The sequence below is a fragment of the Streptomyces bugieae genome (assembly GCF_036352915.1).
GTDB lineage: Bacteria > Actinomycetota > Actinomycetes > Streptomycetales > Streptomycetaceae > Streptomyces > Streptomyces endophytica.
Genome location: NZ_JAZBJP010000054.1, coordinates 20,030 through 33,090, shown reverse-complemented (window position 1 = coordinate 33,090; position 13,061 = coordinate 20,030). Strand labels below are relative to the sequence as shown.

The 13,061-nt window shown below is 67.5% G+C and carries 9 protein-coding genes; 7 read left to right on the top strand and 2 right to left on the bottom strand.

The annotated features are described in order from the left end of the window. Positions 1-329 (bottom strand): hypothetical protein (locus V2J85_RS38395; RefSeq protein WP_330824169.1); only part of this gene is annotated, 329 nt, incomplete at its 3' end. A 51-nt stretch (positions 330-380) separates the two neighbouring features. On the opposite strand from V2J85_RS38395, the gene V2J85_RS38390 reads away from it, so the two are divergent. The 5 genes from V2J85_RS38390 (at position 381) to V2J85_RS38370 (ending at position 10,137) form a co-directional block, all read left to right on the top strand. Then, positions 381-4,367, top strand: coding sequence for a toxin glutamine deamidase domain-containing protein (locus V2J85_RS38390; RefSeq protein ID WP_330824168.1), 3,987 nt, complete (start codon positions 381-383; stop codon positions 4,365-4,367). Beyond that, the gene (locus V2J85_RS38385) at positions 4,367-6,559 is read left to right on the top strand and encodes an SUKH-4 family immunity protein (protein ID WP_330824166.1); all 2,193 of its coding nucleotides are present in this window, start codon (positions 4,367-4,369) and stop codon (positions 6,557-6,559) included. The genes V2J85_RS38390 and V2J85_RS38385 overlap by 1 nt, the downstream gene beginning before the upstream one ends. 294 nt (positions 6,560-6,853) lie before the next feature. After that, on the top strand, positions 6,854-8,944 hold the full coding sequence (locus tag V2J85_RS38380; protein ID WP_330824165.1) for an SUKH-4 family immunity protein: 2,091 nt from the start codon (positions 6,854-6,856) through the stop codon (positions 8,942-8,944). Positions 8,945-9,009: 65 nt separating this feature from the next. Next, positions 9,010-9,315 (top strand): hypothetical protein, encoded by a 306-nt coding sequence (locus V2J85_RS38375; RefSeq protein WP_261951588.1) that lies wholly within the window; start codon positions 9,010-9,012, stop codon positions 9,313-9,315. A gap of 102 nt (positions 9,316-9,417) precedes the next feature. Beyond that, entirely contained in the window at positions 9,418-10,137 is a 720-nt protein-coding gene (locus tag V2J85_RS38370; RefSeq protein WP_330824164.1) for a hypothetical protein, read from the top strand. Positions 10,138-10,219: 82 nt separating this feature from the next. On the opposite strand, the gene V2J85_RS38365 is transcribed toward V2J85_RS38370, so the two are convergent. Then, complete coding sequence (locus V2J85_RS38365; protein ID WP_330824163.1) at positions 10,220-10,615, bottom strand: hypothetical protein; 396 nt, start codon at positions 10,613-10,615, stop codon at positions 10,220-10,222. Positions 10,616-10,858: 243 nt separating this feature from the next. Between V2J85_RS38365 and V2J85_RS38360 the strand changes: the two genes are divergently transcribed. Both V2J85_RS38360 and V2J85_RS38355 read left to right on the top strand, forming a co-directional pair. After that, on the top strand, positions 10,859-12,115 hold the full coding sequence (locus V2J85_RS38360) for an ABC transporter substrate-binding protein (RefSeq protein ID WP_330824162.1): 1,257 nt from the start codon (positions 10,859-10,861) through the stop codon (positions 12,113-12,115). Next, the gene (locus V2J85_RS38355) at positions 12,112-13,059 is read left to right on the top strand and encodes a carbohydrate ABC transporter permease (protein WP_410011147.1); all 948 of its coding nucleotides are present in this window, start codon (positions 12,112-12,114) and stop codon (positions 13,057-13,059) included. Before V2J85_RS38360 ends, V2J85_RS38355 begins: the two co-directional genes overlap by 4 nt. The last annotated feature ends 2 nt before the right edge of the window (positions 13,060-13,061 follow it).

Sequence of the window (13,061 nt, the reverse complement as noted above, 5' to 3'; positions counted from 1 at the left end):
CGCCGCAGCCCCAGCAGCAGCCGCAGCCGAACCCCCACCAGCAGGCACAGCAAGCGCCGCAGCCGCAGCACCCCCAGCCCCAGCCCCAGCAGCCCAACCCGTACGCACAGCAGCAGCCCCAGCAGCAAACCCCGCAAAACCAGCCTCAGCCCCAGAACCAGCACCAGCCGCAGGCCCAGCAGCCGCAGCAACCCCCCCCCCAGCAGCAACAGCAGCAGCCGGTCCCGCACCAACAGCCGGTCCCGGCTCCCCACCAGCAGCAGTCCCCCCACCACCAGAACCAGGCGCAGCCCACCCCCCACCAGCAACCGCCCACACAGCAACAACACCAGTCGCCGGTCCCCCAGCCGGCGAACCTCCGCAGCCACACCGACGTCCGGATCGGCCTCAACCACCAGCCCAGCGGCCTGTACTCGCCGTTCCCGCACGACCAGCAGGCCCTGGAGACGAGCTTCCCGCGGAACCCGGACGGATCCCCGCGCGCGTTCAACGACCCGTTCCAGCCCTGGGCCCAGCTCCAGAACGACGGCGGCCCCAGCGTTCTCGGCCGCTCCAACAACTGCGCCGACTGCACCCGCTCCTTCATGGAGTCCTGGTACGGCAACCCGCAGGTGTCCGGAGTCCGCACGTACGACCCGGACGGCAAGGGGGGCATCGACCGCGCTTCAGGCGAGCGCGAGGGCACCCGCAACATCGAGGAGTACACGGGCGCGAAGTTCCGCAACTCGGGCCCGAACTCCAAGGACGGCTACGACCGCATAGCCGACGAGCTCCGCCAGGCCGGCCCCGGCGCGGCCGCCGCCGTCCTCGTGACCTGGCCCAAGAACCCCGACGGTTCCGGCGGCGGCGCCCACGTCTTCAACGCCGTCAACCACGACGGCAAGGTCGTCTGGGTCGACAGCCAGACCGGCAAGGTCAGCCACCAGCCCATCAACACCAGCGCCGAGGGCGTCTGGCACCTCGTCCTCGACGCCAACCGCCAGCCCTTCGACCCCGCCACCCACCAAAACCAAACCCCCCAGGCACAACAGCAGCCCCAACCGCAGAACCAACAGCAGCCCCAGCAGCAGGCACAGCAAGCGCCGCAGCCTCAGCCGCAGACCCAGCAGCCGCAGACCCAGCAGCCGCAGCCGCAGCCGCAAACCCAACAGCAGCAGCCCCAGCAGCAGGCACAGCAAGCGCAGCAGCCGCAGCCGCAGCCGCAGCAACACCCGAACCCTCAGCAGCAGGCACAGCAAGCGCCGCAGCCCCAGCAGCAGCCGCAGCCGAACCCCCAGCAGCAGGCACAGCAAGCGCCGCAGCCGCAGCACCCCCAGCCCCAGCCCCAGCAGCCCAACCCGTACGCACAGCAGCAGCCCCAGCAGCAGCAGCCGAACCCGTACGCGCAACAGCAGCCGCACCAGCAACAGCCGCAGCACCAGCAACCCGGCCCCTACAACCAGCCCCACCAGCAACAGCCGGGCCCCCACACTCAACAGCCGAACCCGTACGCCCAGCCCCAGCAGCAGCCCGGGCCGTACCAACAGCACCCGTACGCACAACAGCAGCCGCACCAGCAGCAGCCAAACCCCTACGCGCAGCAGCCCCACCAGCAACAGCCCAACCCGTACGCACAGCCGCACCAGCAGCCCAACCCGTACGCACAGCCGCACCAGCAGCAGCCGAACCCGTACGCGCAGCCGCAACAGCACCAACAGCAGCCGGGGCCATACCAGCAACCCCACCAGCAGCACCAGCAGCAGCCGGGTCCCTACGCCCAGCAGCCGCAGCAGCAGCCGCACGCCCAGCAGCAGCCCGGTCCGTACCAGCAGCAACAGCCTGGGCCGTACCAGCAGCAGCCCAACCCGTACACCCAGCCGCACCAGCAGCCCCACCAGCAGAACCCGTACGCCCAGCAGCAGCCGGGCCCGTACACCCAGCAGCCCCAGCCCAACCCGTACGCACAGCAGCACCCGCAGAACTTCCAGAATCCTCAGCACCCGGCAGGCACGCCCGACACGGCTGCCGGCGCTTCGCCCACGCCCGATTCCGGCCGCCCCAACGACGCCCAGCGTCCCGAGGGCTCAGAGCGCCCTGAGGCTGCCGACCACTCCCCCAACACGGAGCAGAACACCCAGGACCGCGCCCACGCTCCTGCCGATCAGTCCCACGATTCCCACAAGACTGACCAGGGCGACCACTCGGAGACGCTTCACCACACCGGGCAGGGTGATCCCAGCGACCAGGGCGACCACGACCGCTCCCACGACGTTCCGCCTTCCGCCTCCGACACCCGTAACCGCGAGCGCCCCGGCGGGCTGGACGGCCCCACCGACGAGCACCAGCAGCACGTCGAGAACGCCATCCCCAAGGACGACGACGGCCGACCCCAACCCCACCCCGACCCCAACGACGGCCACTGGGTCGACACCATCAACCACCCCGGCCCCGACGCCCCCGGCCGCAACAACAACTGCGTCGACGCCGCCCTCGCCACCGCCGACACCTACGCCGGCAACCCCACCGCCGCCGCCCACCGCACCCCCGACACCCACCCCGACGGCACCCCCTCCGACCGCGGCGAAGCCAACGGCCGCGACCGCATCGAAAACACCCTCGGCGCCCCCTTCCACGACTACGGAAACGGCCCCGACGCCTTCCACCGCCTCGAGAACGACCTGCGCGACAACGGCCACGGCTCCCAGGCCGTCATCGTCACCCAGGACAACAACGGCCGCGCCCACGCCTGGAACGTCGTCAACCACAACGGCAAGATCACCTACGTCGACGCCCAGACCGGCCGCACCAGCGACCGGCCCCTCCACGACGGCAGCAACGGCGTCCACGCCATCCCCCTCGGCGCCGACCGCCGCCCCACCACCCCCACACCCACCCCCACCACGGACCGCCACACCACCGATCCCCGCACCGACACCCCCCGCCGCCCCGCCGCCGAACCCGGCGCCGCCGGCGACAAGCACCCGCATCCCGACGACATGGACATCGACGGGGACGAGGGCCACGACGCCAAAAAGCCCAAGCTCGACCAGGACGACTCAAAGTTCGACCAGGAACGTACCCGCGGAACGGCGCAATTCGGCGAGACGCAGGAGGCTCATCAACGCCATTACGGACAACTCGGCGAAGATTCCCAGAGCAGGCTGCGCGAGTCTCACGATGTACGCCAAGTCGGCCTCGAAGGGGCGCTCACTCCGCTGCGAGGCTGGGCTCAGGATGGCTCCCTTCATCGCGTGGCAGAGGAAGCCCAGAACAACGGAAAGATCACTTTCAACAGATTGCGCAAGCTGCTCAACGGCTTCGACAAGCTCGATGAAGGCACTCAGCTCGCGATCATTGGCGGCATCGGCCGTCTGAGTTCGGCGTACCACGGAGCGCATGCCGTGGGCGAAAGCCCCGTCTCCATGGATCCGGGCAGGAAGAAGTCAACCGCCCCTCAAGGCACCTCGGCGAAACCTGGGCACGCTCTGCACGAAAGTCATGTGGTGGGTGGTCAGGGACCGTCCGCCGAGGCACGCGCTTATGCCGTACGCCAAGAGGCAGGGGGGAAGGACGCACCCGACAGCGCCGTGGAAAAGTTCGACAACGAATTCCTCGGACTGCGGGCAAATCACGGCCAAGGCGTACTCCAGCCGGACATGTCCGGAAAGAATTATGCGGTGCTCATGATGGAAGAGCGCGACAAGGATGGCAATGTGGTGGACATTCACTACGTCATCGACTCATCCATTCCTGGCAGTTCAGAGCACCACCACGATCACTCGGAACCTCATCTTGGCGAATGGGCGAGGCAGGTCGAGAAGCAACACGGCGACCGCTTCCGGGCCGTGCGAATGTATACCGAATTCGAGCCTTGCGGCGACAAGACCGGAACTGGCGGGGCGAACTGCTCCGACTACCTGACGCATGAAATGGGTCGAGACGATGGCGACGGTCGCGCCCGCAACAACAAGGCACGAGTGAAGCGCGGGCTGGAGGTCCCAGAAGGCCAGGCAAAGAATCCGATGATCGTCGATTATGGGATTGGCTATCGCAAGGGACCGACGGATGGAGAAGTTGGCCCGCGGGCAAAAATGGCAGCGGCTGAGCAAAAGGTCAACGAAGCCAAGGAAGCCGTCGAGAAGGCCAAGAAGGAGGGAAGCGAAAGCCTGAAGGAGGACCGCGCCCGGCTCAAGGACGCGCGGGAAGAGCTCAAGCAAGCCAAGGCCGAGGAGGCGGCCGCACGGGCAGCCGGCGAGCCGGACCGCGCCAAGGTGAAGGCAGAGTTCGACCGCGACATGAACCAGTACCGTGGTGAGCTGCTGCGCATTTGGATGGCGGCAGCACGTGCCAAGGACGCCGGGGTGGTGGCACCCCAAATAGCACCCTGATGTCGATCGGAGAGCAGAACGTGGAATCCCCTCCCACTACCCTCGCAGAGCTGGACGTTTGGCTCGACGAGCCGCGGCGGCAAGGTGGCGTGGTCGTATTGCGCGGCGCCACCGGCTCGAATGTGGGAGCAGTGCTGGAGGCACTCCGCCGACGGGTGTCGGACGCGGTGTTCGTCGACTGCCTCCATCTGACCGCCGAGGAAGTGGCAGTTCGCGTACTCATCGGTCTTGGGGTGGCACCGGAGGATGCGCACAAACGGCGACCGAGCCTCTGGGATGTACAGGGGCTCATCAGCCGCGATGCCGTCGTGCTGCTGGCGAACGCCCAGTGGGCGGGGCCCACGACCACGTCGACGGAGCCCGAGCGTGTTCTGCGTAGGGTCGCGGAACGCTTGGGGGAGGACGACCGTCGGTGCCTACGGATCGTGGTGGAGGGTGATAGCGAGCGTTTGCGCATTCCCCCTCGCCGGCACGTACCCGAGGTGCTGGTCGAGGGCGGCGCCAGGACGGATGACAGCGCTATCCAACAGGATGCCCCTCCGGTCGGACGGGAGCGTGCTGTGCAAATCCTTGCTGCAACCGAAACACCAAAGGTTGGCCTCTCTGCCTGGGTAGCGCTGTGCAACGCGCTAGGCTTCCCTACCAGCGAAGGAGACTTGCACTCGCTCGTCGCTCAATACCCTGAGCACCTCTCTGTGGAAGCGGATACCGAAGGCGACGAAGGCAACGCCGAACGCGTCGTCTTTACCTCTCAGGCCACACGCTGGACCGTCCGCGCTGCGGCCAGCCTCTCCGCCTCGGATCACCAGCGCCTTTTCCACCTTCTCACCTCACATGATCGCCCCTCCGTGCTCGCTCGATACGCCGCTCACGCCGTTCCGCTACATGCGGCCCTGGGTGGCGTTATTGAGGAGTTGTTGGGCGACGGGGAGATGCTTGCCGGTGTCGAGCGCTATGGGCTGCTGCAAGGTATTGCAGCAGCCTGGCCGAACGGGGTGCCGCAGGGGACCCTCGCCACGGATATTCATTACCTGGAGACACAACGAGTCGATCCGGTCTCACATGGCGAATGGATCTCATGGCTGCATTGGGCTGCAATCAACCGCAGGCAACACGACGTCGCGGAAGGGCTGGTACGGACGAACGCCGCGATGCCCTGGCGCACTCTCTGGTCGCGTCAAAGGCCGTACGGCGTATTCGGCCCAGTCGAGAAGGAAGTAGGACGCGTCGACCAGGTACGCGTTCAGCGCCGGAGCGGGGCGCCGGTGGCCGTGATGCGCAGAGTGGTTGCGTACGACGACATGGGCGGGCCACTGAACGAGCAGTACGTGGAGCGCTCTTTCGCCCTTGACGACGGCTCTGAAGTTGACGCCGCGGCTGTCGTGCGAATTCCTTACAACCAAGAACCGCCCGAGTTGCCAGAGTTCCAGGAAGATGCTGCGCTGCCACCGCCACGAACCCCTGGCACTTACCGGGCCATCAAGCCTGCCGGCCCAGGGCGCTGGGTGGTCGGTGGCCAGGGTGGCCTGTACGCCTTGGATGTAGCGACCACGACTGATCCTGCGACCGGTCGGTGGTGTGGTGGTCCGCTGTTGGGATCATTGACGAAGTCCGCCACATGGCGGTGCCCCGAGGAGGCGCTCGTCGATGGTGCCCCTTCGCGGCCGTGGCTGGAGAAGATGTTCGGCAGCGAGAGTTGTCGGACTCTTCCCGAGGCCGAACTGCCTGGCGGGCTCCAAAGCAGCTCGGCCCGGGAGTTCCTGAGCGTCATCGGCATGCCTTACCTCACTGGACAGATCCCGTTTTTCTCCACTCCCGCCTTGGATGAGGAGGGACTCCAGGAATTCGAATGGCCCGAAGACGCCCCGGAGCCGGAGGCGGAAGGCCCCTTCTACCGGATCGGATCCTGGATGGGGGGAGCCGTGGTCCTGGACGGGCTGAGTGGGGCGGTCCTCCAGGACACGGAGAGCGGATATTCCTCAGTCCTCTTGGCCAGCAGCCTGCCGCAGTTCTTCACACTCCTGCGGCTGTACTGCGAGTACCGAACCAGTTGGCTTCCCACTGTCGCTGAAGCGTTGGACGCTCGGTGGAGCCTCCGGGAATGGGCCGAAGAAATCGACCCGGCCACGGAGACCGGCGATCACTGGGACGAGGTATTCGAAGGCGATCTGGACGATCTCGGATCGTATTGACGTCCTCCCCAACTCCCCCGAACTCAGCTACCGCCCTCTACAGGAAGCAGCGCAAGTCGAACGCGTAGCGGGGGCTTCGTCGTCAGATCAGCCGATCGCACGCCTCCGCAACGAAGACCCACGTGATGAGATTTACACGAAACCACCAGCAGAAGGGACACTTTGACGGAGCGCGACCGGGCACTTGACGACACCTCGGCACAAGCGACAGCTACTCGTCTCACTGCGTGGTGGCGCGACTGGCGCCCCGGGGACAAGTGGGCCCATTTCGTCGCCACCTCCGGAGCTGCCGCTGTGGCCGTCCTGGAGGACATCCACCGGCAGACCGAAGGCAGCGTCCTGGTGGACGCCGCCGGCCGTACCACCGAGGAGGTCTTCTCCGAGGTGCTGCGGCTGCTCGGTGTCGACCTCTCTCCGGGCAAGCGGTCTCGGTGGCGTACGGCGCTCCGGCGGCAGAACGCAGGTCGACTCGTCCTCATCGCGAATGCTCACCAGGCGGGCATTACCCGCGGGTCGTCCGAACCGGACCAGTTGCTGTCCCAGGCCGCCAGGAGTCTGAGCAGATTCCAGTTGGTGGTGGTCCTCCACCACACCCCGGACCGGCTGCCGCGCAGGCCCAAGACGGTCTTCCACCTGCAGGGACCCGAGCACGGACACGGCGACGAGGCGGACCGGCCGACGCCCCTCCGGGCGCTGGCATTGGCGCGACCGCGCGTCGTGCCGATGCCCGTGTGGGCGGAACTCACGACGGCGCTGGGCCCGGAGCCGGCCACCGAGTCGGTTCTCCGCGGCCTGTTGGAGGAATTCTCCGACCACCTGGTGTCCGGAGAGCACGGGGTGGCGTTCGCCGACGACGGCCTCGCGGAGGCGTTGCGCCGGGAAACGCCGGACGAAGAAGTCGGCCGGATCGACCGGCACATGACCGCATGGCTGCTGCAGAAGTCCCCCGAATTCCGTCACGCCGAGGGGTGGGCGAAGTCCGGTCCGGAGGGGCGGTATGCCGCCATGGGGCTCGCCATGCACGCCGCACAGGCCGAGGTCGCCGCTGCTGGATCATCTGGCGAGGAACAGCAGGGGCCTTTCGCGGAACTCCTGCGGGACGGCGGCACGCTGGCCAACATTCCGCAGACCATGCTGATGGACGCCGCTCGGTGCGCATTCGTCGGCGACATTCCCGGGAATTCTGCCGCCGGTGCCGCGCTCTACCTCTGGTCCTACGGTGTGGTCCCCGCGCACCAGCAGGAATGGGCTGCCTGGCTGCATCTGATGGCCACTGCCCGTGGCGATCACGCCTTCGCCGCCGCGGTTTCCGCATCCGGTGTGCGTCTGCCGTGGAAGGCGAAGTGGGCGCATTGGCGCCCGCCAGGCGGCTGCCACTGGCGCTATCTCGAACCAGGTCGTATCGACGGACTGACCGAAGTCCGGTGGCAGGGCCGCCCCGCCGTCGCCAGCCTCTACACCGAGTCGGCGCGCGCGGACATCTGGGACGCGGATACTGGTGAACACCTCGCCGGTCCCTGGAACGATGAGATCCCGGAAGAGCATCATGGCGATCTGTCCTGGCGATCCACATCAGGCAATGATCTTCCCGGACCGGAATCCGTCGAAGACCTTGAGGAGGCGATGTCCGAAGAGGGAAGCGTTCATGACCTCCTTCTGGGCAGCCCTGCCCTCTTCATCGGGAATCAGGTGATCCTCGGAGGTTCTGGCGGTCTCTTCGCCATCGAACCCACGCGGCCCGAACCCGAGCGAGGCTCCTTCTCCCTGCCGAATTACGCCAACCAGGAGCCCTTCACGGGAAGCTACGACCTCACCTCTGCGGTCACTCCCGTCGACGCCCCTCCGCCCAGCCCCGCGGACCTGGCCGAGATCTACGGCGCGCACCACATCCACTCCTTCCCGGAGCACACGCTGCCCGACGGACTGACGGACGAATCGACGCGCCGCACGCTCATCGAATTCGGGCTGCCCGAGATGAGCGATGAAAACGGCATGGGTATCTATCCGTTCGGCGATCACCGGATGGCCGTCTTCGACGAGATCCCCTGGCCCTCGGACATCGCCCCCGCAGCGGAATCCGGCCCGTTCTTCCAGATCGGTTACTGGATGGGCGGCAAACTCGTCATCGACGGTCCCACCGGCCACGTACTGCGCATCCCCTCCGAACCGGACGAGGAACACCTGGCGGCCCTGCCCGCGGCACAGAGCCTGGAGAACTTCCTCACCATGGTCGCGCTGTGGATCACCGGTCACCTCACCAAGGGACTGATCGACGGCGACGACGAGGCATACCTCGTGCCCCACCACGTCCTCACCGCCCACCGGCACATCGACCCGACAGGAGCCGAAGCCCCCGCCTGGGCATACGCCTTCCACAACCCCTGACCCGCGCCGACGCGTCAGCACGCTCCAATACCCCCTGAGCTCGACCCAACGAGGAGAAAGACCCCATGCCGGAGACCGATCCGCCGCCGGAGTCAGCACCCCGGATTCCTGCAACCCCCGAGGAAGCGCTGGAAATCGCCGGCTCACGCTTCAAGCCCCGCTGCCACGACGGCACCCCGGCCGCCCTCCACGTCGAGGAATTCGACATCGGCTACCTCGTCTACGCCACGTTCCCGCCCACCGAGCCACGCTCCTTCGGCGGCAGCCACGTCGTGATCTCCAAGGCCGACGGTGCACTGACGTTCGTCCCCAACTTCCCCCCGAAATCAGCGATCGCCCTCTACCGCAAGCGCCACCACCCCAACCCTTGACCCTTGACCCTTGATCCGCGAGTTGGACGGTGAGTGACGGGCTCCCTTTCGGCGACGGCCCCGGCCCAGGCGATTGTCAGTGGGCGGCGTCAGAATTGACGTATGACGACTGACAGTGACGGTGTCCAGCGCGAGGGCTACGACGTCGAGGGCATCCTCGCCGATGAGGATCAGGTCGCGGCCTGGGCGCGGGCGAATATGGCGGCGCTGGTGGGCGAGCTCGTGGAGCGCGGGTGTGAGGAGCCCTGGGCGGGGCTCGAGGACGGGGAGGCGGATGACGAGTGGCCTGGCTGTCTCCAGTTCTCCTTCGAGTGCCCGCCGGGGTATGAGGGGGATGTAGTGATGCCTGGGGTGCCTCTTGAAGTGGTGAAAGCCGCGGCCGAGGACGGGAGTTGGCCGGTGGTGCACAACGGGGTGTCGTATGCCTGGGATGAGCTCGTGGCGGAGCTCTCGGCGTTTGATGCGGCGCGACGCACGATCTGGGCGAACCGGGACCGGCTGGTGGCCGAGCTCGCGAGGCGGGGGCTTGCGCTGCGGGACGAGGACGTCAACAGCGATCCGGATGCGAGTGGGGACTCCTGGGTGACCCACCACCTCGCGCGGGAGGGGAAAACGCTCAGGGTTTCGCTACCGGATGTTGCGGTGGGGCCGGGGCTTCCGCAGGAGATGTATGTGGAGGGCTATCCGTATGCCTGGGAGGCGGCGGTGGAAGCGGTCGTGGCAGCGCTGACGACTGCTCATACGGGGACAACTGCCCATACGGGAACGGCTGCTCATACGGGGACAACTGCCCATACGGGGACGGCTGCTCATACGGGGTAGGGCGGCGGCTCGTACGGGGAAGGTGGCGACGCTCGGGCACGGGCGGGGCGGCTCGGGGGGCGGGCCCGGGGCGGGTGGTGGTTCAGGCCCAGCCGGTGGCCGCCAGGACCTCGCGCGCGATCTCCGGGACGGCTCGGTCGTCGGTGGCGACCCGGACGGTGTCGGGGTGGGCTCGCTCGTCGAGCAGGCGGGCCTTGCGGGCGCTGCTGCGGCGTTCGTGGTCCAGTTCGGAGCCCAGTTCGCGCGCGGTGAGGCGTTCGTCCGTGGTGGCGTCGGTGGCGGTGAGCAGGACGCGGGTGAGGCGGGTGTCCGCACCGAGGGCGCGGACGAACATGGCCTCGGAATGGGGGAGGACGGACACTTCCCAGCCGACGGTGGTCTTGCCGACGCCGGCCCGTCCGCCGATGAGGAGTACTTCCGGGCGGAGCGCGGCGGGTTCGGGAGCAGGTTCGGGGCGGAGGGCTGTGACGGCGTTCATGAGGGAAGGGTGGCAGGGGGTGGCGGGCGTAGGCGAACGGTTTCGTGCGGGGCGGTGGCGTGCGGAGGCGATCGCCTGGCGTTCAGGGCCGTAGGCCCCGCCACCTGACCGGTTCGTGGAGAAGCAACGAGAAGCAATGCGCGTGTCACGGGCGTGCGGCAGAGTGGACGGTCGCACGGTGCGGTGATCAACGATCACCGGTGGCAGGGCGACGGCGGTGACGACGGCAGGGGGTAGCGAGTCATGACGGGGATCGAGCGGCGGAGACTGCTGGCGGCCGGGGGTGGAGCCGCGCTGGCGGGACTGGTCAGTGCGTGCGGTGCCAACACGGGCCGCGGGGGCGGCGGTTCCGGTTCCGGCATCAGCCAGTGGTACCACCAGTACGGGGAGCCGGGGACCGCGCAGGCCGTGAAGCGGTATGCGGCGGCGTACAAGAAGGCTCACGTCAGTGTGCAGTGGCGGCCGGGTGACTATGACCGGCAGACGGCGGCCGCGCTGCTCACCGACTCGGGGCCGGATGTGTTCGAGGTCAACGGGCCGCTGCTGGACCAGATCCAGGGCGGGCAGGTCGTCGACCTGACGGCCGAGGTCGAGCCGGTCAAGGACGACTTCAACCAGGCGGTGCTGGCACCGAAGATCTGGCAGGGGAAGATCTGGGGCGTTCCGCAGGTCATCGACATGCAGATGCTCTATTACCGGAAGAGCGCGCTGAAGGACGCGGGGGTCGAACCCCCGTCGTCGGTCGATGAGTTGGTGGACGCGGCCCGGAAGCTCACGACGAAGAAGTCCAAGGGGCTCTTTCTGGGCAATGACGGTGGGGTGGGAGTGCTGAGTGGCACACCGCTCTTCGCCGCCGGGTTGAGTCTGATCGATGAGGACGGGAAGGTCGGGTTCGATGATCCGGCCGCGGCGCGGGTGCTGGGAAAGATCCGGCAGTTGTACGCCGATAAGTCGCTCCTGCTGGGGGCTCCTACGGACTGGTCGGACCCGGCCGCGTTCCTTCAGGGGCTGACCGCCATGCAGTGGTCGGGATTGTGGGCGCTGCCGCAGATCAAGAAGGCGTTGGGGGACGACTTCGGGGTGTTGCCCTTTCCGAAGGAAGGCTCCGGCGGGAAGCCCGCCGTTCCGGTGGGCGCTTATGGGTCCGCGGTCAGCGCGCGCAGCAAGAGGAAGGCCGAGGCGAAGGCCTTCGCCAAGTGGCTGTGGGTGGAGCGGACGGATTTCCAGCAGGATTTCGCGTTGTCGTACGGGTTCCACATCCCGGCGCGGATCTCGCTCGCGAAGAAGGCCAAGCAGTTGCAGGAGGGGGCGGCCGCGGACGCGGTGCGGTTCGCGACGGAGCACGGCCATGCGGAACCGCTGTTGTGGACGACGGCGGACCGTACGGCCTATCAGGACGCGCTGAGCCGGATCATCAAGGACGGCGCCAACCCGGAGACCGAGCTGAAGGGCGTGGTGCGGAAGGTCAACGCCGAGCTCCAGCGGGTCAAGAGGACGTGAGGGGCCGGACGGTGGGCGCAGGCCGCATCCTCGGCCCGCAGCGGCGGAATCTATGGTTCTGGGTGTTCGTCGGGCCGTTCGTCGTCGGGCTCGGGCTGTTCACGTACGTGCCGTTGGCGTGGAGCGTCTATCTCAGCTTCTTCGATGCGCACAACACGGTGAGTCCCAGCGGTTCGGATTTCGTCGGGCTGGGCAATTACGGCGCGATGCTGGGGGACGGTGCGTTCCTGAGCAGCCTGGGGACGTTCCTCGTCTTCACCGCGTTCATCGTGCCGGCGACCTATGCGCTGTCGCTGGGGCTGGCACTGATGGTCAACCGGCTGCGGATCGCCCAGGCGTTCTTCCGGTCGGTGTTCTTCCTGCCGACGGCGTGCTCGTACGTCGTCGCGGCGGTGATCTGGAAGCTGTCGATCTTCAACGGGGTGCGGTTCGGGCTGGCGAATACGGTGCTGGGGTGGCTCGGTGGCGGCAGCGGGGACATCGCCTGGCTGTCGACGACGGATCCGCCCTGGTATTGGCTGGTCATCGTGACCGTACGGCTGTGGCTGCAGGCCGGGTTCTACATGATTCTCTTCCTGGCCGGACTGCAGCGGATCTCCCCGCAGTTGTACGAGGCGGCGGCGGTGGACGGGGCGCGGCCCGGCTGGCAGACGTTCCGGCACATCACCTTTCCGCAATTGCGGGCCACGTCCGTGGCCGTGGTGCTGCTGTTGGTGATCAATGCGTTCCAGGCGTTCGACGAGTTCTACAACCTGCTGAGCGATGCCCGTGGTTATCCGCCGTACGCCCGGCCACCGCTGGTCTATCTCTATTACACGGCGCTGGGCCAGGACCAGAACCTCGGGCTGGGCAGTGCCGGCGCGGTGATCCTGGCGCTGATCATCGCGGTGGCGACGGTGCTGCAGGCCCGCTGGTTCGGCCTCGGCCGCACGAGGGAGGACTGAGC

Excerpts from the sequence above, each read along its gene's own strand:
- V2J85_RS38360 (WP_330824162.1), top strand. The coding sequence starts at position 10,859 with ATGACGGGGATCGAGCGGCGGAGACTGCTGGCGGCCGGGGGTGGAGCC.
- V2J85_RS38370 (WP_330824164.1), top strand. The coding sequence starts at position 9,418 with ATGACGACTGACAGTGACGGTGTCCAGCGCGAGGGCTACGACGTCGAG.
- V2J85_RS38385 (WP_330824166.1), top strand. The coding sequence starts at position 4,367 with ATGTCGATCGGAGAGCAGAACGTGGAATCCCCTCCCACTACCCTCGCA.
- V2J85_RS38365 (WP_330824163.1), bottom strand. The coding sequence starts at position 10,615 with ATGAACGCCGTCACAGCCCTCCGCCCCGAACCTGCTCCCGAACCCGCC.
- V2J85_RS38375 (WP_261951588.1), top strand. The coding sequence starts at position 9,010 with ATGCCGGAGACCGATCCGCCGCCGGAGTCAGCACCCCGGATTCCTGCA.